Genomic DNA, 19,572 nt, shown 5'->3' with positions numbered 1-19,572 from the left:
TGGATACCGGTTCGCGTGAAGAAAACGCGTCAAAACAAGAATCCTCTAAGCGGCGCGATCGGGCCGCGACATCCAGCTCACGATCGGCATCGCCGGCAGCACCCATCCAAGCCCTGCCACGACATAGAAGATCGCCTGCAGCAGGCCTGAACTGGCCAGCCACGGCGTCTGGGCGATGGTCATGCCCAACAGCGACCACACCACGACCAGCACCAGCAAAGCGAGGGTTCCGAAGAATTTGCGGGTGCGTATCGTCATGACGGATATATCGGGCTCGTGGCGGGTTGCGCGCGGGAAGGGGCGGACTATAAGGGGCGCGCCAATTCAATCAAGCGCGCCTTCGAGGCGAGCCAAGGCGGATTTCAAGACGGGTTTTATGACCGCTAGTTCCACACAGCAGGCCCCACATGCCGGCGCCGTCCGGTGGTGGCTGATCGTGGTTGCCGTGCTGATTGCGGTCATGGTGCTGGTCGGCGGCGCCACGCGCCTGACGGAATCCGGATTGTCGATCGTGGAGTGGAAGCCGGTTACCGGCACGCTGCCGCCGCTCAACGAGGCGCAATGGGCGCAGGCGTTCGAGGGCTACAAGGCCATCCCGCAATACCGCGAACTCAACGCCGGCATGAGCCTTGCCGAGTTCAAGACCATCTTCTGGTGGGAATGGAGCCATCGCCTGCTCGGGCGCGTGATTGGCGCGGTCTACCTGCTGCCGTTCCTGTACTTTCTGTGGCGTGGCGCGTTCAGCGCTGAATTGAAAAAGCGGTTGTGGCTGATCTTCGGCCTCGGAGCGCTGCAGGGGGCGGTCGGCTGGTGGATGGTCGCCTCCGGCCTGTCCCAGCGGACCGAGGTATCTCAATATCGGCTGGCGACGCATCTGGTGCTCGCTCTGATCATTTTTGCGTCGATCATCTGGACACTGCGGCGGATGCGTGCGCGTCCGCAACCTGCGGCGTCGCCACGACTGAAGATAACCGCCGTGGCCTTGCTGGGATTGACCTTCTTACAGCTCTATTTCGGCGCGCTGGTCGCGGGCCTGCGCGCAGGCCGGGTGTACAACACCTGGCCCGAGATTGACGGCGCATTCATTCCATCAGCGGCGCGGCTGTTCTTCGAGGAGCCGTGGTGGCGCAACCTGTTCGACAACACGCTCACTGTGCAGTTCGAACACCGCATGACCGCCTACGCACTGCTGGCGCTGGCGGTCCTTCATGCGGTCGATAGCGTGAGGTCACGGGCCGGTGTTGCCGTGGTCGGCGGCGCCTGGTCTCTGGTGGCGGCGATCACGCTGCAGGCCGGGCTCGGCATTCTGACGCTGCTGCATCAGGTGCCGATCGATCTCGCGCTGGCGCATCAGGCCGTTGCGATCGTGGTCCTGACGCTGGCGGTTTTGCAGACAGAGCGTCTGGTTGCGCGGCGCACCGAGCGCGACCGGCAGAAGCTGGCGATGCCGCTCGGGCAGCCCGGCTGAAATTGAGCAATTCTAATCTGCTGTCATTGTCGGAAGTGCCCGATTTGCAGGGGTTTCTTGCTATGCAAAGGCCTTGATGCATTTGGGTGGCGTGCGACCGCTTTACTTGAATCGTTTGGACGATAAAACGAGCCAAAACAAAGGTTCAGTTTCATGTCGTCAGCTTTCATCCAGGCCGCTGTCATCCTGCTCCGCGAGGGGCTCGAAGCCATGCTGGTTATCGCGGCACTCGCGGGCTACCTGACCAAGGCCGGTGCCGCCCACCGCGTTCAGGCACTGTACGGCGGCGCGCTCGCCGCGGTCGGCGCCAGCTTCGTCGCCGCCTGGCTGTTTGCGGTACTGAACTCCGGCGACCACAGCGATATCCTCGAGGGCGTCATCATTCTCGTCGCCGCCGCCCTGATGCTCTATGTCAGCGGCTGGCTGATGGTGAAGCAGGACCCGCGCGGCTGGCAGGATTATCTCTCGCATAAGGTCGACCGCGCGCTGTCGCAGGACACGGTGTGGGCGGTCGGCGCACTGGCTTTCTTCGCGGTGTTCCGGGAGGGCGCCGAGACCGTGCTGTTCATCCATGCGCTGGCGAAGACCGAGGGCGGCTGGAGCGCGGGCCTGTTCGCCGGCCTTGCGGTGGCGACGGTGGGCCTCGCCGTGTTGTTCTATTTCATCAACCTGATTGCGCGAAAGCTTCCGCTGCGGCCGCTGTTCATCGTCACCTCGGCGTTCCTGTTCGTGATGGCGATCAAGTTCATCGGCGAAGCGGTGCAGGAGTTCCAGGAACAGGCGATCATCACGGTCACGGAGGTGAAGGGCTCGGCGTTTCTGACTGCGATCGGCCTGAATCCTTCCATGGAAGCGCTGTCGATCCAGGGCCTGGTGATCCTGTTTGCGCTGGCGAGCTATTCGGTGGTCCAGCGCAACAACCGTCTGATGCGCGAGGACAAGGCAATGCGCGCGGCCGAGTGATCCGCCAAAGCTACGCCGCCTGCCGATTGAGTCCGAGATAGTCGAGGCCGATGTCGAGCGCGGCGGAGCTGTGGGTCAGCCAGCCAGCCGAAATCAGGTCGACACCGGTCGCGGCGATCGCTTTTGCCGTCTCGGCCGTAATGCGGCCGGAGGCTTCGGTGATCGCCCGACCGCCGGTCATCGTCACCGCCTGCCGCAGGTCCTCGACCGTCATGTTGTCGAGCAGGACGGCATCCACGCCGATCGCAAGGGCCTGTTCGAGTTGCGACAGAGTGTCTACCTCGACCTCGACCTTGACGAGGTGACCGGCATGCGCCTTTGCTCGCCCGATCGCGGTCCTGATATCGCCGGCCAGTGCGATATGGTTGTCTTTGATCAGAATGGCGTCGTCGAGGCCAAAACGGTGATTGCTGCCGCCGCCGGCGCGAACCGCGTATTTCTCCAGTGCGCGCAGCCCGGGCGTCGTCTTGCGGGTACAGACGATGCGCGCCTTGGTGCCTTGTGCGGCCGATACCAGTGAGGCCGTTGCGGTCGCGACGCCGCTGAGGTGGCAGAGAAAATTCAGCGCCGTCCGTTCGCCGGTCAATAGTCCGCGTGCCGGCCCCTCGATCGCGGCGATCACGTCTCCCGGCGCCACCACGCTGCCGTCGGGACGCTCCGCTTCGAGTTGGATGGCCGGATTGACGAGCTGAAATGCACAGCGAGCGATGTCGAGCCCGGCCACCACGCCGGGCTGGCGCGCGCGCAGCACCAGCGAGGCGCGCTTGTCCGCCGGAACGATCGCATCTGCCGTGATGTCGCCGGCGCGGCCTAAGTCTTCGAGCAGGGCGGTTCGAACCAGCGGCTCGTACACGACAGGCAGAAGCGGAGTTAGTGTCACGGCTGGGCACTCCCGGCAAACAGAGATCCGGTTTCAGCAATGTCGCTGATGGCGTCGAGGGCGTCCGCAAGCGAGGTGGATGAAGATACGGCCGAAGGCAGGACATCGGGGAAGTCGGTGCGAAAATGCCCGCCGCGGCTTTCCTCGCGCCGCCAGGCGGCGACCGCGATCATCAATCCCACCAGGGCGGGATCGGCTGCCGCACTTCTGCCGTTGGCGAGCGGATGGAGGTTGCGGATCGCGCGCTCGATGCCGTGCCGGTCGCGGAGTACGCCGAGGCCTTGCGACAGGATCGGCCGTATGGCCGAGGATCCGACGCGGGGGCAGGTGCGTTGGCCACGCGCGCTTTCAGCGGGCCGTGGCTCGCGCCGGTGACGCTCTCTGCAACCCATTGCGCACAGACGATGGCTTCCATCAGCGAATTGCTGGCGAGCCGGTTGGCGCCATGCAGCCCGGTTCGGCTGACCTCGCCGCAGGCCCAGAGGCCGTCCACGCTGCTGCGGCCTTCGCTATCAACGGCGATTCCGCCCATGTGGTAGTGCACCGCCGGCCTCACCGGAATCGGATCGGCCGCGGGATCGATCCCGGCCATTTTGCAGAAGGCGGAGATGACGGGATAGCGCTTTGCAAATTCCGCTCCCGGATGTTTGCGCGCGTCGAGGAAAACGCGATGCCCTTCCGCGCGGCGGCGCCAGACCGCGCGCGCGACGATGTCGCGGGGCGCGAGTTCGGCACCTGGCTGATCCGCCATGAAGCGCTGCCCGGTATCGTCGATCAGGACGGCGCCGTCGCCGCGCACGGCCTCGGTCACCAGCGGCATCGGGCGCGACGGCCCGTCGAAGGCGGTCGGGTGAAACTGGATGAATTCGAGATCGGCGAGCCGCGCCCTGCGCGTGCCGCCAAGGCAAGGCCTTGGCCGTAACAGCCGGCGGGGTTGGTACTGTCGAGAAACAGGCCGCCAATGCCACCCGTCGCCAGCACGACCCGGGTCGTGTCGATCACCAGCGATCCCTGCGCGTTCACCGCGAGCACGCCCCTGATGGCGTTATCGTCGACGATCAGGTTGCGCGCCTCGACGCCCTCCAGCAGCGTGACCGACGGACAGCGGCGTACCGCTGCAATCAGCGCGCGCATGATCTCGCGGCCCGTGCCGTCGCCGGTGGCGTGCACGATCCGGTTGCGGCCGTGGGCGGCTTCGAGGCCAAGCAGCCAGCCGCCATCGGGCCTACGATCGAAGGCAACGCCAAGCCGTGCGAGATGCTCGACAGCGGCAGGCGCCGCCTGAACGATCCGGTGAGCGACGGCTTCGTCGCACAGGCCGGCGCCAGCGGCGATCGTGTCGGCTAGGTGCAGGGCAGGGTCGTCATCGTCGCCCATCGCTGCGGCCAATCCGCCTTGCGCCCACAGGCTCGAGGCTTCCGCGCCGAGCGGTGCCTTCGACAGCAACACGACCGGCTCGGGCGCCAATTGAAGCGCCGTCATCAATCCGGCAGCGCCGCCGCCGATGATGACGGGACGGTGGTTAAGCGCTGAAATCTCCGTGCTCATTGCGCCAGCATCCTTTCCACCGCACGACGGGCGGGCGCAGCGATCGCAGGATCGATCGTTACCTCATGCCGGCCGGTTTCCAGCGCATGGCGGATGTTCTTCAGCGTGATCCGCTTCATGTGCGGACAGAGATTGCAGGGCCGGACGAACTCCACTTCAGGATGGAGCACCGCGACGTTGTCGCTCATAGAGCATTCCGTCAGCAGCACGACGCGAGGCGGCCGCTGCTTGCCGACGTATTCCGACATCGCGGCCGTCGAGCCGGAGAAATCGGCTTCCGCCACCACTTCTGGCGGGCACTCCGGATGCGCCAGGATGGTCACATCGGGGTGATTTTCGCGCAGTTGCCGGACGTCGGACGCCGTGAACAACTCGTGCACCTCGCAATGGCCTTTCCATGCGATGATCTTCACATCCGTCTGCGCGGCGATGTTCTGGGCGAGATACTCATCCGGCAGCATGATCACCCGCTCCACGCCCAGCGACTCCACGACCTTGAGAGCGTTGCCGGAGGTGCAGCAGATGTCGGATTCGGCCTTCACAGCGACCGAGGTGTTGACATAGGTGACGACGGGAACGCCGGGATAGCGCTGACGCATCAGCCGGACATCCTCCGCGGTGATGGAATCCGCCAGCGAACAGCCGGCTGCGAGGTCGGGGATCAGCACGGTCTTTTCCGGATTCAACAGCTTGGCCGTCTCGGCCATGAAGTGCACGCCGGCCAGCACGATGATGTCGGCGTTGACCTTGGTGGCTTCGCGCGCCAGCAGCAGGCTGTCGCCGACGATGTCGGCGACACCGTGGAAGATTTCAGGTGTCTGATAGTTATGCGCCAGGACGACGGCATTGCGCTCGCGCTTGAGCGCCAGGATCGCGTCGACGTCCTCGGCAAAGACGGCCCATTCAGGCGGCGGGATGACCCGTTTGACCCGATCGTAAAGCGGCGCGGTGCGCGCGAGCACTGAGGAGCTGAGGTTGGCCATTTATACTCTCCGTGAGTATATGTTGGCTTATACTTATCCTGAGCATAATCGAAGTCAAGTGCGCGATAAGGGAAGTTTGGTTCCGGCGATTGCCCGTTCGGCCAGCACGCCGTGGCGGAACCTGAACAATTTGGCGGGGCGGCCGACGGTGTCGGCGGCGATTGCGCCAGTTTCCTCAACGAGTTGCTGCTGCTCGATCAGGCGCCGAAAATTCTGTTTGTGCACCAGCCGGCCTGCAAGCGCCTCAACGCTGCGTTGCAGTTGCAGCAGGGTGAATTCCGCCGGCATCAGTTCGAACACCACGGGGCGGTATTTGATCTTGGCGCGCAGGCGCGCGATCCCGGTGGCAAGAATGCGGCGATGATCTCCGGTCATTGGCTTACCCGGGATGACGGTCGTGGCGGCAGCGCCGTCACGCACGGCTTCCGGGATCAAGCCGGCTTCATAGAGCAGCTCATAGCGCTGCAGCACCAGTTCCTCGTTCCATTCGCGATCGTCGAGGCCAAACGTGATGGCGGCGCGCTGCCAGCGTTGGCGCTGCAGGCCGGTGGTCTCAGCGGATTTCGCCCACGCCCGCAGCCGCGACGCCAATGTCTTGGCCAGCGAAGCTGGAAGACCGGCCCGGCGATCCTCCCATGGAAAATACTCGTACCAGCCGGACCAGTGCGCCTCAAAACCCTGGCCGACCTTGTCTTCGCGAGTCAGGCCCAGATAGCTGATCGAGATCGAATGCGGTGACTTGGCATCTCCGGCGCGCCCACGATCGGCGAACGTGTAGAGCTGCTCGACATAGCCGAGCGGATGGCCGGTCTGTGCCTCGACCCAAGCCCGCAATCCCGTCTGCAGCGAACGGTGCGCGAATTCGAACGGGCCGCTCGGCAGCGCGCCGTCGTTGGCGATGGTCATGATCTTGGGCTCGCCCTCGGTGACGGCGACGAGGACGGCGACCAGATCCGCCGTGACCGCGTTGGCAGAACCGGCTGCCCTGCTTTTTGTCGATGCCCCTGCCACCTCTGTTGTCCGTCTCCGTCGCTGATGCGCTGTTAGCAATATCCGTACACGCCGCAGGCATAGGGCAGGCGAGCCCAGTAGGGTGTATAGGAGCCGCCATAATAAGGGCCGTCATAGCTGTAGGAATGGCTCGTTCCGTAATATCCTGGAAGCGTCGACGACCCTGGCAGCAATGGCGTGCCCCTGACCAGCGGCACGTAGGGCATCACTCCCACCGGCTTGATCAGCACTTCGGGCTCGTCTTCCGCGACGACCACCAGTTGGCGGCCGCGCCGCACGTACAGTGGTGCGGCGGGGGCGACCGTGGTTCGGTAACTGTAATGCGCCCGAGGTAGGCCCAGCGGCAAATTGCTGGCGGCTCGAACCGCGGCGCGCTTGGTCGCGGCGGGGCCGTCGGCGGCGACAGCGGTTCCGATCACGAACGTCGCAATCAGCAATGACATCGTCCAGCGCAGCATGGTTGGCTCCGAATCACTCGGGGGCGGATCACTGTCACTTTATGCCGGAATGACCGTTAATGAGAGACTTGTGATAGCGGGCTGGGGTCGACGACCGGCGACTGCCCGCCCCGTCATTGCGAGCGCAGCGAAGCAATCCATCTTCTCACTCGGGGATAGAATGGATTGCTTCGTCGCTATCGCTCCTCGCAATGACGACGGAGGGCCATCACGCGCTCAGCGCCTGCTCCAGATCCGCGATCAAATCTTCCTTGTCTTCGATGCCGATCGACAGGCGCACGACATCAGGCCCGGCGCCGCTTCTCACCTTGGCGTCGTCGTCGAGCTGGCTGTGTGTGGTCGAGGCCGGGTGAATCACCAGCGAGCGGGTGTCGCCGACATTGGCCAGATGCGAGAACAATTTCAGGTTCGACACTAGGCTGACGCCTGCGTCGTAGCCGCCCCGCAGGCTGAAGGTGAATACGGCACCGGCGCCCTTCGGCGCGTATTTGCGCGCGAGCTTGTTGTACCTGTCGCTGGCGAGGCCCGCATAGTTCACCGACGCCACCGCGGAATGGCCGGCCAGAAATTCCGCGACCGCTTTGGCGTTCTCGCAATGCCTCTGCATGCGCAGCGGCAGCGTCTCGATGCCGGTCAGGATCATGAAGGCGTTGAACGGCGACAGCGCCGGGCCGAGATCTCGCAGGCCCAGCACGCGGCAGGCGATCGCGAAGGCGAAATTGCCGAACGTCTCCTGGATCCTGATGCCGTGATATTCCGGCCGCGGCTCGTTGAGCATCGGATATTTGTTGTCCTTCGACCAGTCGAAGGTACCGGCATCGACGATAATGCCGCCGAGCGAATTGCCATGGCCGCCCAAGAATTTCGTCAGCGAGTGCACGACGATGTCGGCGCCGTGATCGATCGGGCGGATCAAATACGGCGTTGCCAGCGTGTTGTCGACGATCAGCGGCACGCCGGCCTTGCGGGCCACTTCCGCGATCGCTTCGATGTCGGTGATGCTGCCGGCGGGGTTGGCGATCGACTCGATGAAGATCGCCTTGGTGCGCGGCGTCACCGCGCGCTCGAAACTGCCGATATCGTCGGGGTCGGCCCACGCCACGTTCCAGCCAAAGCTCTTGAACGCATGCGTGAACTGGTTGATCGAGCCGCCATAGAGTTTTCGCGCGGCGATGAATTCGTCGCCCGGCATCAGCAATTGCTGCAGCACGACGACTTGCGCCGCGTGTCCCGAGGCAACAGCAAGCGCTGCGGTGCCGCCTTCCAGCGCCGCAATGCGCTCTTCCAGCACGGCAGTCGTGGGATTGCCGATGCGGGTGTAGATGTTGCCGAACGCCTGCAGCCCGAACAGCGAGGCGGCATGGTCGGCATCATTGAATACGAAGGACGTGGTTTGATAGATCGGCGTCACCCGCGCGCCGGTGGTGGGATCGGGCTGCGCGCCGGCATGCACGGCAAGGGTCGAAAATCCCGGGAGACGGTCGGTCATTCTTCTTCGTCCTGTTCTCTGGCTTGCTTGAAATGCGTGGGTGATGCTGATCGCAGCCGCGTCCGCCGTCAAGGCGAGGTGTTCACATGCGGTGATTTGGAAACGGGCCTGCTTCGTCAGGCCGCGTCTTCGGAATAATTGTTTCTCATCGCTTCACGTCGGCTCGCTCTTGTTCTTTGCGGCGCGATCCGATGCTGCCGTTGCGCCGCCGCCGACGCTCATCCGGTTCAGCGACAGCCGCATGCCCTGCGTCGGGATCGGCGCGCGCTTCGAGCTCAGCGTGCGCGAATTGACGCCCATCCATGAAATCTCCGACGACAGCCGACCATACTCGATCTTCGGGCAGCGGTTCATGACCACCTTGATGCCAGCGGCTTCGGCTTTTGCGGCAGCCGCGTCGTCGCGCGCGCCGAGCTGCATCCAGATCACTTTTGGCAACGGCGACAATGTCAGGGCCTCGTCGACGACAGGCATGATGTGGCTGGAGCTGCGGAAGATGTCGATCATGTCGACGGCACGACCGATATCAGACAGCGAGGCGACAAAAGGCTTGCCGAGCAGGTTTTTGCCGACATGACCGGGGTTGACCGGAATCATGTCGTAGCCACGCTGCGCCAGGTATTTGAACACGAAGTAGCTCGGCCGCACATTGACCGGCGAGGCACCGACCATCGCGATCGATTTCACGGAGTTGAGGATGCTGCGGATGTAATTGTCGTCGTATGCGTCGTGGTTCATTTGTTTTCCAGTTCGTCGTTCCGGGATGGTGCGCTAGCACCAGACCTCAGGTGCGCAATTGCGCACCGGGGAACCTCGAGATTCTCAGGTGCGCAATTGCGCACCGTAGTTCGATGCTGCGCACCGCCCCGGAATGACGACGCTGTGCGTCGTCACTTATCCTGCCACTTCGGCTCACGCTTCTCGATGAACGCGCCGATGCCTTCCTCGGCGTCACGCGCCATCATGTTCTCGGTCATCACTTCGGCCGTGTAGCGATAGGCCTCGGCGAGGCTCATTTCGGCCTGGCGATAGAACGCCTCCTTGCCGAGCTTGACGGTATAGGCGGATTTGAGGGCGACTTTCTGCGCCAGCGCGATCGCCGCATCGCGCTCGGTGCCGGCGGCAACGACGCGGTTGATCAGGCCTATATTCTTCGCCGTCGTCGCCGAGATCGGTTCACCTGTGAGCAGCATCTCCATCGCCTGCTTGCGCGGGACGTTGCGCGACAGCGCCACCATGGGGGTCGAGCAGAACAGGCCGATATCGACGCCGGGGGTCGCGAAGCCTGCCGCCTCGGAGGCGACCGCGAGATCGCAGCTCGCCACCAATTGGCAGCCAGCGGCGGTCGCGATGCCCTGCACGGCGGCGACGACCGGCTTCGGCAGGTGCACGACAGCCTGCATCATCGCGCTGCAGGCGTTCATGATCTGCCCGAAATAGGCGCGGCCGCGATCGGCATCGCTGCGGCGTGCAGTCAATTCCTTCATGTCGTGGCCCGCGGAGAACGCCGGGCCGTTGGCTGCGATGACGACGGCGCGGACGCTGTTGTCGTCGTGGATTTCCTTCAGCGCGCCGTGCAACTCGGCGATCAGCCCCTCCGACAGGCTGTTGCGCGCCGCCGGTCGGTTGAGCGTGAGCACCCGGATGCTGCCGACATTTTCCTGCAGCAGGATCGGAGGTTGCGGCGTGGGCGCGCGAGCGGTTTGGGCGGGCATCTCTGAGGTTTCCACTCCAAGATTTTCATTTTGGCTTTGATGACAACGTAATGTAACAGGCAGCCTTAATCGAGGGGCAGGGGTCGCATGGCGGCAGCGAAAATGAGCGTGGCTGAGCTGGAGAAGTTCCTCCGCGAGGAATTTCCGCAAGCCTTCAGCGACGGCGATATCACGATCGAGAGCGCCGACGGCGAGACCTGCCTGCTGCGGCGGCGCTACGACGAGCGCATGCTGCGTCCAGGCGGCACCGTGTCGGGGCCGACCCTGATGGCGATGGCCGATTTCGCAATGTATGTAGTGCTGCTCTCGGCGATCGGCCCGGTGGGATTGGCGGTAACGACCAATCTCAACATCAATTTCCTGCGCAAGGGCCTGCCAGGACAGGACGTGCTGGCCGCCGCGCGCCTGCTGAAACTCGGCAAGCGGCTGGCGGTTGGCGAGGTCAACCTGCTGTCAGGCTCGTCGCCCGATCCGATCGCCCATGTGACGGCGACCTATTCCATTCCAAACACATAGGCTTTTGAAAGGTAATATCGCACCATATTTTTAAGCGACTGTTTTTGTTGATGTAATTTGCGAACATTGGCGTTGACTGACAACGTGCCGTTCTCTAGAAACCCGCCAGTTCGGCGCATCTGGCGCCGATTTCCATTTTCACGGATTTCCTCACATGAAAACCTATTCGGCAAAGCCCGCCGAGGTGACGAAGAAGTGGGTCTTGATCGACGCCAAAGGTCTGGTGGTCGGCCGTCTCGCCACCCTCGTCGCTATGCGCCTGCGCGGCAAACATCTGCCCACCTATACCCCGCATGTCGATTGCGGCGACAACGTCATCATCATCAACGCGGCGCATGTGGTGCTGACCGGTCGCAAGCGCGACAACAAGGTCTACTACAAGCACACCGGCTTCATCGGCGGCATCAAGGAGCGCACCGCGAAGTCGATCCTCGAGGGCCGTTTCCCCGAGCGCGTGGTCGAAAAGGCCATCGAGCGCATGATCCCGCGCGGTCCGCTCGGACGCGTGCAGATGGGCAATCTGCGCGTCTACCCCGGCGCCGAACATCCGCATGAAGCCCAGCAGCCCGAGAAGGTTGATATCGCTTCGATGAACCGCAAGAACATGAGGGCCGCATAAGATGTCGGATACCATGCAGTCGCTCGACCAGTTGGCGTCGTTGAAGACGGCCGCTCCGGAAGCGCCGAAGTACGTCAAGAAGGTCGACAAATACGGCCGCGCCTACGCCACCGGCAAGCGCAAGGATGCGGTCGCCCGCGTCTGGATCAAGCCGGGCGCCGGCAAGATCACGGTCAACACCCGCGAAGTCGAGACTTACTTCGCCCGTCCGGTGCTGCGCATGCTGATCCAGCAGCCGCTGGTCGCGGCCGCGCGTGCCGGCCAGTACGACGTCATCTGCACGGTCGCCGGCGGTGGTCTGTCGGGCCAGGCGGGTGCCGTGCGTCACGGCATTTCGAAGGCGCTGACCAACTTCGAGCCCGATCTGCGCGGCGTTCTGAAGAAGGGCGGCTTCCTGACCCGCGACTCCCGCACCGTGGAGCGCAAGAAGTACGGCCGGGCCAAAGCGCGCAAGTCGTTCCAGTTCTCGAAGCGCTAATTGCTTCGCTAAAATTTGCAGCGGATTGCTGCATTCACCGAACGACAAAAGGGCGCCGATCGGCGCCCTTTTTGCTTACCATTTAGTGATGGGTTACCACGGATTTTCGTGAAAACTTGCTTACCTGCACAAACGAAATTGGAACACGGCCCTCCTAGTGTCTCCTGACGCGATGGCGCGAAATTGCATTTTCAGTGTGCGCCGAACAAGTAGCATCACGCGCGTTCGGGTGAGCCCATGTCGTTCGATACTTCCACGCTATATTTATTTTCCACGATGGTCGCAGGTATGCTCGGGGCCATGCTGGTGCTGTTCGGCAAGCAGGAAAACATCCCGGCTTTGAAGTGGTGGGGAACGGCCTATCTGCTGGGTGCGGCCTCGGTGGCGATCTGGACCATTGGCGGCGCCAAACTCGGCGAGCCGCTATTGCTCGCGCTGCATGCGGTCGGCTTCGCGGCCTGCGGCATGGTCTGGAATGCCGCGCGCGTATTCCATGGCCGCAAGCCCAATCTAACAGGGCTTTTGCTGGGCGCGGTCGTCTGGGTCGGCGTGGTGCTGGCGGTGCCGTCCTTGAATCCCGCCATGCGGCTGATCGTCGGTGCGGTGATCGTCGCGATCTATGCGGGACTGACGGCTTCCGAATTGTGGAGTGAGCGACGGCGGACCATGCAAAGCCGCTGGCCGACCATTGCCGTACCCGTTATGCATGGTTGCGTGCTGGCGTTGCCGATCCTGCTCGGCAGCCTGCTGCGCCCGCATGACGAGACATTTGTCAGCAGCATCTGGGTGACGGCATTCTCGGTCGAACTGATCTTGTATGCGATCGGCACCGTGTTCGTGATCTTCATGCTGGTGTCCGACCGCGCCGTGACGGTGCACAAGACCGCGGCCTCGGTCGATCCCTTGAGCGGAATGCTGAACCGCCGCGGCTTTTCGGAAGCCTGCAACTGCGTGATCGAACGCGAGGCCGCCGCGGGGCGGCCGGTGACGGTGATGATTTTCGACATCGACCATTTCAAGAGCATCAACGACCGCTTCGGCCATCCCGCGGGCGACGAGATTCTCAAATTGTTCTCCACTGTCGTGGTCAGCAATTTGCGCATCAGCGATCTGTCGGGGCGCATCGGCGGCGAGGAGTTCGCGGCATTGTTGGCGTGTCCGCTGGAAGAGGGCGTGATCGTGGCCGAGCGCGTGCGCGAGGCGTTCGAGGCATCCAACATCGTCTGCGAGGAGGGGCCGGTCGACACCACCGTCAGCATCGGTGTCGCCGGCGGGCCGGCGGGGACGGAACTCGAAGTGTTGCTGGCGGCAGCCGATACCGCGCTCTATCAGGCCAAGCGCGGCGGCCGTAACCGGGTCGAGGCGGCGGAGGAGCTGCCGCTGTCGCTCGAGAACTGGCGGCGCAAGACCGCCGGGCGCGCGGCTGCGCAACACCAGGTGCCGGCGACGACTTGAACGTCCTGCGCAAACAAGGCGGTATCTCGGGAGATTGATCCAACAGGTTTGGATCGCTCTCCATGGGGTAGTCCCGCGGTAACCTCCCGTTTACCATTCCATCCATATCATCTGCGTATGGATTCACCCCGCAGACGGAACTCACAGGCTGCCCTGATGTCGCTCGAAGCGGCCGCAGCCTCCGCCCGCGGCGGGTTTGGCTGCATGTTCTCGACCTCGGAAGAATTCGAGATGGCGCTCATCACCGAGCGCCGTGCGCAGGGGCGTTACGTTCAGCGCAGAATGCGCTGGCCTGCCATCCTGTTCATCGGCTTTGCACTGATGGTCGCCGGCACGGCGCTGCTATTCGGCTAGCCGCTACTCCTCACTTCGCCAATGGGTCGGGCCGTACCTGAATATGCACCGCCCGCGGCTTTGAGCCCTTGCCGCCCTCCATCAACCAGGGTGTGCGGTCACCGCTGGAGCTCCAGAGACCACGGCCTTTCCAGCCTGCGTTTGGGTCGTCAATGCGTCCGTCGAGGCCCTTGGCAAAAAAGCCGAGGGGATAGGGGATGCGCAGCATCACCATCTGCCCGTCCTTGAAGGCGACGAAGCCGTCGTTGAGGTTGGCGGTGGAGATCGGGATGTTCTCGCCGAGCCCGGCCGTGTTGTGGTGATCGACCCAGGTGTAATAGCTCGCCTCGGCGCTGGAGTTCTCGAACCCTTCGAAGCCGGGGCCCGGATATTTGACGTAGGCGAAGCCTTCCGGGCAGTGGTTGCCGGTCGCGCCCGGCCCGTTCAGCGGCGCCTTGCACTTGCTGCGATCGAAGCGGATCAGGCTGCCGTTCGAGCCCGAGCCCCAGAGCACGCCGTTCTTGTCGATGTCGCCGCCGCGAACGCCGATGCCTTCCTTCGGAATCGCGTAAAATTCCGAGAGCTTGGTCTTGGGATCGAACCGCATGAAGCCGGGTGGACCGACGAACACGTTGACGGTGTACCAGACCGAGCCGTCGGTCGGATGCGGCATCACCGCGTAGGGGCCAGAGCCCGCGATCCGCATATCCTTGCCGGCTTCTGCCGGCTTGCCTGGGTCGGTATATTCGTCGACCTTGCCGTTGCCGTTGGTGTCGAGCACGAATGGCGCCCAGCCCTGCGCTTTGACGGCATCGCCGGTCTCGTCCCATAGCTTGGTGTTCACCCATCCGGCGACGGGACCGCTTCCCGAGAGCCACAGCGTATCGTCGGCATCGTAGCCGAATTGCGGATGATGGGTGCCGAAGCAGGTATCGATGAAGCTGTACTTCTGGGTCTTGGGATCCAACACCGAAACTTGCCGCCCCGAGCGTTCGAGCGGGAAGGCCTTGGCCGACGGATGGTCAGATCCTTTGCGGCAGTAAGCCGGATTTTCGATGCCGCGCACCGCTGCCGCGAGCCACAGGCGACCCTTCTTGTCGAACATGCTGTTGTGATTGTTGGCCCGCTGACTCCAGATCTTCTCTTCACCCCAATAGGCCGAGGGGCTGACCGGATTGAGCACGGCCGTGCCATGGAGCGGCGGCCCGAACGACTCCGGCGCATTGGGATCAGCGACCAGAATCTTCGAGAACGTCACCTTGTGTGTCTTCGGATCAAGAATCGGCATGTCGTCGGACGAGTACTCATTCGCGCCGAACAGCGGGCCGTAGGCGTTGACCGTCGGGTAGCGGCGGTCTGACGAAATCAGATCGTGGACGAAGTGCTTCTCGGTCGCCCATTCCCAGGACGAGATGACGACGTTGCGCTCGATGCCGGCCGGCCGCGGCGGTTTGGCTTTCGGCAGTTCGCCCTTGGCGACCCGCTCGGTCCATTCGCCGAAATACTTGAACGGCACGCCGCCGAGCTGACCGGCGAGCCGGTTCACCATCAATTCCCCGGCCTGTCCCGAGGCGACGCGGCGCATCCAGGCTTCCTCGTGCGATTTGAATTCGCCGAACCCGCCCGGGATCGTGCGCGTGGATTCCTGGCCAAGCTGATGACAGCCGATGCAGTCGACATTGTTCATCCGCTGGCGCCAGATGTCCTGGGTGATCTCCTTCGGGATCTCGGTGGAGCCGCCGAAATCTTTTGCAGGCGGAATCTTCATCATCGTGTACCAGTAGATCGCCGAGTAATAATGAGCGGCGGCTGCCTCGTTCGGCGCCGGGACCGCCGTGAGATTGACCTGTTGGCCGGGCTTGGCGCGCAGCCTGGGTGAATCCACAAGGCCATAGCCGCGAACCCAGATCGCGTAGTTGACGTTCGGCGGCAGGTCCGGGATCACGTAACGGCCCTGGTCGTCGGTGACGACGATCTTGGCGAATTTGGTCGGCAGTTCGGTGGTCTCCGCGATGACCCAGACGCCGGCCTCCGGCCCGTTCGGTCCGCGCACCACGCCGCCGATATCGTCATTGTCGATGGCGACTGCCGCTGGCTGCTGCGCATGCGATGGCGCCGCCATCAAGCTCAATCCACTTGCCGCCGCAGCCAGGGTGAAGGAGAACAGGATCCGACCGAGATTCATTGTTTTTCTCCTCGGGACCGTGAGCTTGTTGTCGCTCGTTGTCGGCGCAAGCCTACACCAGACCAGGGTTGCGGCGGGAGCATGTCCCGCGCGCGGTTTCCTCACGCTTGCGGCATCAACGACTACCGTGCATCGCAACAACGTCCATGCATCCGCCTTTTGCTTTTGAGGCGGCTGGGTTAGACACGCCAATTCTCACGAGAGGGCGTAACCCAATGATCACCGAAATCGCACAAATCGACGTCAAGCCGGGCACCGAGAAGGATTTTGAAGCGGCCGTCGCCAAGGCGCGTCCGCTGTTCCTGCGCGCCAAAGGCGGCAAGGGGTTTGAACTGCACAAATCGATCGAGAAGCCGCAGCGATATCGGCTGGTGGCGAAGTGGGAGACGCTGGAAAACCACACCGTGGACTTTCGCGGCTCGGATGATTTCACCGCCTGGCGCGCGCTGGTCGGGCCGTACTTTGCTTCGCCGCCCGAGGTCGAGCATACCGAGACGGTGCTGACCACGGCGGACTGACACCGTTCAGGCCGCCGTCGTGATGGCGGCGGCCGGCGGCGCCGCTTCCGCCTTGAAATGATCGATCATCACCTTGGCGATCGCCATCAGCGGCAGCGCAAGCGCCAAGCCCCAAATGCCGAAGACGACGCCGAGCAGGATCTGGAACGCAAACAGCGTCGCAGGCGGAATATCCAGCGCCTGCCGCTGAATGATCGGCGTCAGCACGTAGCTTTCCAGCGCGTGCACGCCGAGGAACAGGATGAAGGCGGAGAGGCCCGCGACCCATCCCGACGCGAGACTTGCCAGCACTACGATCAGCCCGCCGAGAATGGCACCGACGGTCGGGATGAAGGCGAGCAGGCCTGCCTGGATGCCCAGGATGAACGAGCTCTGGATGCCGATGATCGACAGCCCGATCCAGGTTACCAGGAATACCGCCACCATGGTGATGATCTGCGCGATCAGCCAGCGCTCCAGCGTCTCGCCGATCCGGTCGACGATCGCAACCGCGCGCACGCGATGCTTCACCGGCGCCATGAACAGCAGGCCATTGCGGTAGACGCTCGGTTGGGTCGCGAAGGCAATGCCCAAAAACAGCACGATGAAGAAGTTTCCGACGGCGCTGGCGGTGCCCAGGATCAGTTTCAGGCTCTGGCTGAAGATGGCGCCGCCGCTGGCCGCAATCGTGCCGGCGCTGGGAAGCGTGTGCGGCGTCGGCGTCGCGGCGGGCGCCGGCGTGCCATCATCCGACGTCGACGACAGGGTGCCGAAATCGAAAAAGCTGGTGTCGATGCCGTTCCGCTCCAGGAAGCCTTTGACGTTGACGAGCTGCGATTTGAGCGTGTTGCTCAACGCCGTCGTCTGCTGGGCGATCGTAGTGCCGCCGAGGAAGACGATGCCCGACAGCATGCCCGCGACCACCAGACAGACCATCGTCAGGCGCAGCGCATGCGGCAGCCGCACCACGCGTCCAAGCAGGTTGGTCATGGCGTTGAGCGCGACACCGAGCAGCATGCCGGTAAATATCAGGAACAGCGTCGCGGCAAAGTGCCAGGTGAACACCAGCAGCGCGGCGAACAGCACCACGCTGATGCCGCCGACCGATATCGCCCACGCCAGATCGTTGCGGGCATGAAGGCGATTGTCAGCCGGACCTGTCACGTTGATTCCTTCTCGCAGAATGTCGTCTGCAGTCTTTCGCCAAAAACGCCGCCGGGATCAAGCGGCAGCGCACGCGCCGGTTTGACGCTGCCACGTCCGGTATGCCAAGCGGTAGACGAATCCGCTATGGCGCCGGCGAGGATGAGATGAATTTCAAATGGTTCGGCCCGATTGCGCTGTTGGCGGCGCTGGTGGTCGGCGACCAGATCAGAATCAACCGTCCCGCCCACAAGTATCGTCTGTCGGTCGACGTCGAGACGCCGCAGGGGCGCAGATCGGCATCCGGCGTGGTGGCCGTTCATCCCGATCGCAGCTACACCCGCCGCGGTCAGACCCGGACCGTCGGCGACGCCATTTTCGTCGAACTCGGGCAAGGCAAAAACCTTGTCGCGCTGCTTGCGCATGTCGACAACAACCTCGTCCTCGACGACGTGAACTACGTGGCTCTGCGCGCCTATACGGCGGCGGCCGGCAAGCGGGTCTCGTTTAACGAGATGAGCCGGTTGACCGGCGTCGTGCCGGTAAAAGACGCGCTGATCCCGGTGCTCGTGACCTTTACCGATCCAGCCACCCCCGGCACCGCGCGGCGGGTAGCACCCGACGACGCCGAGGCGGTGCTCGGCAGCGGCTATCGCCTTCAGGGGATATCGGCTGAGGTGGTGCCGAACGGATATTGGCCGGTCGATTTCGGCGGCGCGCTGGGCGAGCCGGTCACGCGTGGAATTCAGGCGAAACTGCCATGGCTGGGTGATGCCGCCAATTCGGCTGCCGCGGCGCTCCGGACGGCCGGTTTGCCTGGGGCCGACGGCATCGACGCCCGCGAGGCGTTCACGCGAAAATAGCAGGGCAGGCCCGCAGGCCGCTGCCGGATATTGATCCGCCGCCGGCTCGCGGGCATTATCGCCTGCAATGGCGGCCCAACCTAGAAGGTCCTTGCACAGGACGATGACAGCGGAAAATTGGCGATGAGACGGCCCGTGGTCGGTGTGATCGGGAACGCCTATCGCGTCGAAAATCGTTTTCAGACCCAGATGGTCGGAGAGCGCAATTTGCGCGCAGTCACCGACGTGGCGGGGGCACTGCCGCTGATGTTTGCCGGGTCGCCCGAGATTACCGACATCGGCGCGCTGCTCGACGTCGTCGATGGCATCGTGCTGACTGGCGCGCGGGCCAATGTCCATCCGACCCGCTTCAAGACCGAGCCGCATGAGAGGCACGAGCCCTACGACATCCACCGCGACGACGTCGCGCTGGCGCTGACAGAGGCCTGCGTTGCCCGCGGCGTGCCGATCTTCGGCATCTGTCGCGGCCTGCAGGAAATGAACGTCGCCTTCGGCGGCTCGCTGCACCCGGAAATCCGCGAGATCCCCGGTCGCATCAACCACCGCATGCCGCGCCTGGAGAACGGCGAGATTCATCCCGATCCCACGGTCGTGTTCGCCGACCGCCACGACGTCCACCTCACGCCCGGCGGCACCTTTGCAAGCCTGCTCGGCTGCGAAACCATCCGGGTGAATTCGCTGCACGGGCAGGGCATCCTTGAACCGGGGAGGCGCGTCGTCATCGAAGGCATTGCCGAGGACGGCACCATCGAAGCGATCCGGATCGCGGACGCCCCGAGCTTTGCGCTCGGCGTGCAGTGGCATGCCGAGTATGACCCGCAGCGCAACCCGATCAATCGCAAGCTGTTCGAGGCGTTCGGGGCGGCGCTCAAGGCGCACGAGCGGGCGAGCTGACCGGGCAGACGCGCGTCCCGGAGCGACCTCATCCGTAATCCTACGGGGCCGAAAAGATGGGATCGGCTCCGGGA

General features: G+C 63.7%; 19 protein-coding genes and 2 pseudogenes. 10 read left to right on the top strand and 11 right to left on the bottom strand.

The window, feature by feature from the left end:
* Positions 1 to 45 precede the first annotated feature (45 nt).
* On the bottom strand, positions 46 to 258 hold the full coding sequence (locus ACFXS9_RS15235) for a DUF2842 domain-containing protein (RefSeq protein ID WP_057844248.1): 213 nt from the start codon (positions 256 to 258) through the stop codon (positions 46 to 48).
* 118 nt (positions 259 to 376) lie between these two features.
* Here ACFXS9_RS15235 and ACFXS9_RS15230 point away from each other — a divergent pair, with 118 nt between their 5' ends.
* Positions 377 to 1,468, top strand: a complete 1,092-nt coding sequence (locus ACFXS9_RS15230; RefSeq protein ID WP_392690017.1) for a COX15/CtaA family protein — start codon at positions 377 to 379, stop codon at positions 1,466 to 1,468.
* A 150-nt stretch (positions 1,469 to 1,618) separates the two neighbouring features.
* Positions 1,619 to 2,431 (top strand): annotated as a pseudogene (locus ACFXS9_RS15225) (FTR1 family protein); the annotation flags it as partial.
* A gap of 10 nt (positions 2,432 to 2,441) precedes the next feature.
* On the opposite strand, the gene nadC reads toward ACFXS9_RS15225, so the two are convergent.
* From nadC to ACFXS9_RS15185, 8 genes and pseudogenes are all read right to left on the bottom strand, one after another.
* Positions 2,442 to 3,311 carry a carboxylating nicotinate-nucleotide diphosphorylase gene (gene nadC, locus ACFXS9_RS15220; RefSeq protein WP_392690015.1) on the bottom strand — a complete coding sequence of 290 codons (870 nt, stop codon included), beginning with the start codon at positions 3,309 to 3,311 and terminating at the stop codon, positions 2,442 to 2,444.
* Positions 3,308 to 4,859, bottom strand: a pseudogene (locus ACFXS9_RS15215) (L-aspartate oxidase). Before ACFXS9_RS15215 ends, nadC begins: the two are co-directional and overlap by 4 nt.
* Entirely contained in the window at positions 4,856 to 5,842 is a 987-nt protein-coding gene (gene nadA / locus ACFXS9_RS15210; RefSeq protein WP_392690013.1) for a quinolinate synthase NadA, read from the bottom strand. The pseudogene ACFXS9_RS15215 and the gene nadA overlap by 4 nt, the downstream one beginning before the upstream one ends.
* Positions 5,843 to 5,896: 54 nt before the next feature.
* A complete protein-coding gene (locus ACFXS9_RS15205; protein ID WP_392690011.1) occupies positions 5,897 to 6,853 on the bottom strand; it encodes a hypothetical protein in 957 nt (318 codons plus the stop codon).
* A 32-nt stretch (positions 6,854 to 6,885) separates the two neighbouring features.
* A complete protein-coding gene (locus tag ACFXS9_RS15200; protein WP_392690009.1) occupies positions 6,886 to 7,311 on the bottom strand; it encodes a hypothetical protein in 426 nt (141 codons plus the stop codon).
* 208 nt (positions 7,312 to 7,519) lie between these two features.
* The gene (locus ACFXS9_RS15195) at positions 7,520 to 8,800 is read right to left on the bottom strand and encodes an O-acetylhomoserine aminocarboxypropyltransferase (protein ID WP_392690007.1); all 1,281 of its coding nucleotides are present in this window, start codon (positions 8,798 to 8,800) and stop codon (positions 7,520 to 7,522) included.
* 153 nt (positions 8,801 to 8,953) lie between these two features.
* Complete coding sequence (locus ACFXS9_RS15190; RefSeq protein ID WP_392690005.1) at positions 8,954 to 9,538, bottom strand: CoA-binding protein; 585 nt, start codon at positions 9,536 to 9,538, stop codon at positions 8,954 to 8,956.
* Positions 9,539 to 9,690: 152 nt separating this feature from the next.
* Positions 9,691 to 10,515 carry an enoyl-CoA hydratase gene (locus ACFXS9_RS15185; RefSeq protein ID WP_392690003.1) on the bottom strand — a complete coding sequence of 275 codons (825 nt, stop codon included), beginning with the start codon at positions 10,513 to 10,515 and terminating at the stop codon, positions 9,691 to 9,693.
* Positions 10,516 to 10,602: 87 nt separating this feature from the next.
* Here ACFXS9_RS15185 and ACFXS9_RS15180 point away from each other — a divergent pair, with 87 nt between their 5' ends.
* The 5 genes from ACFXS9_RS15180 to ACFXS9_RS15160 all read left to right on the top strand — a co-directional run bounded on the left by ACFXS9_RS15180 (position 10,603) and on the right by ACFXS9_RS15160 (position 13,937).
* On the top strand, positions 10,603 to 11,031 hold the full coding sequence (locus ACFXS9_RS15180; RefSeq protein WP_057849436.1) for a PaaI family thioesterase: 429 nt from the start codon (positions 10,603 to 10,605) through the stop codon (positions 11,029 to 11,031).
* A gap of 154 nt (positions 11,032 to 11,185) precedes the next feature.
* On the top strand, positions 11,186 to 11,650 hold the full coding sequence (gene rplM / locus ACFXS9_RS15175) for a 50S ribosomal protein L13 (RefSeq protein WP_057839142.1): 465 nt from the start codon (positions 11,186 to 11,188) through the stop codon (positions 11,648 to 11,650).
* Position 11,651: 1 nt separating this feature from the next.
* The gene (gene rpsI / locus ACFXS9_RS15170) at positions 11,652 to 12,128 is read left to right on the top strand and encodes a 30S ribosomal protein S9 (RefSeq protein WP_057844259.1); all 477 of its coding nucleotides are present in this window, start codon (positions 11,652 to 11,654) and stop codon (positions 12,126 to 12,128) included.
* A gap of 237 nt (positions 12,129 to 12,365) precedes the next feature.
* Positions 12,366 to 13,583: a GGDEF domain-containing protein gene (locus ACFXS9_RS15165; RefSeq protein WP_392690000.1), complete on the top strand. Its 1,218-nt coding sequence runs from the start codon at positions 12,366 to 12,368 to the stop codon at positions 13,581 to 13,583.
* 117 nt (positions 13,584 to 13,700) lie between these two features.
* On the top strand, positions 13,701 to 13,937 hold the full coding sequence (locus ACFXS9_RS15160) for a hypothetical protein (protein WP_392689998.1): 237 nt from the start codon (positions 13,701 to 13,703) through the stop codon (positions 13,935 to 13,937).
* A 10-nt stretch (positions 13,938 to 13,947) separates the two neighbouring features.
* Here the strand turns inward: ACFXS9_RS15160 and ACFXS9_RS15155 are convergent, their stop codons facing one another.
* Positions 13,948 to 16,101, bottom strand: a complete 2,154-nt coding sequence (locus tag ACFXS9_RS15155; RefSeq protein ID WP_392689996.1) for a carboxypeptidase regulatory-like domain-containing protein — start codon at positions 16,099 to 16,101, stop codon at positions 13,948 to 13,950.
* A 215-nt stretch (positions 16,102 to 16,316) separates the two neighbouring features.
* On the opposite strand from ACFXS9_RS15155, the gene ACFXS9_RS15150 reads away from it, so the two are divergent.
* On the top strand, positions 16,317 to 16,619 hold the full coding sequence (locus ACFXS9_RS15150) for an antibiotic biosynthesis monooxygenase family protein (protein ID WP_392689994.1): 303 nt from the start codon (positions 16,317 to 16,319) through the stop codon (positions 16,617 to 16,619).
* Between the two features lie 6 nt (positions 16,620 to 16,625).
* Here the strand turns inward: ACFXS9_RS15150 and ACFXS9_RS15145 are convergent, their stop codons facing one another.
* Positions 16,626 to 17,762: an AI-2E family transporter gene (locus ACFXS9_RS15145; RefSeq protein WP_392689992.1), complete on the bottom strand. Its 1,137-nt coding sequence runs from the start codon at positions 17,760 to 17,762 to the stop codon at positions 16,626 to 16,628.
* A 146-nt stretch (positions 17,763 to 17,908) separates the two neighbouring features.
* Between ACFXS9_RS15145 and ACFXS9_RS15140 the strand changes: the two genes are divergently transcribed.
* Both ACFXS9_RS15140 and ACFXS9_RS15135 read left to right on the top strand, forming a co-directional pair.
* Positions 17,909 to 18,604: a hypothetical protein gene (locus ACFXS9_RS15140; RefSeq protein ID WP_392689991.1), complete on the top strand. Its 696-nt coding sequence runs from the start codon at positions 17,909 to 17,911 to the stop codon at positions 18,602 to 18,604.
* A 123-nt stretch (positions 18,605 to 18,727) separates the two neighbouring features.
* A complete protein-coding gene (locus ACFXS9_RS15135; RefSeq protein WP_392689989.1) occupies positions 18,728 to 19,498 on the top strand; it encodes a gamma-glutamyl-gamma-aminobutyrate hydrolase family protein in 771 nt (256 codons plus the stop codon).
* The last annotated feature ends 74 nt before the right edge of the window (positions 19,499 to 19,572 follow it).

It is taken from the genome of Bradyrhizobium sp. RDI18 (assembly GCF_043203335.1).
Lineage (GTDB): Bacteria > Pseudomonadota > Alphaproteobacteria > Rhizobiales > Xanthobacteraceae > Bradyrhizobium > Bradyrhizobium retamae.
This window is presented reverse-complemented; position numbering and strand designations above follow the sequence as displayed.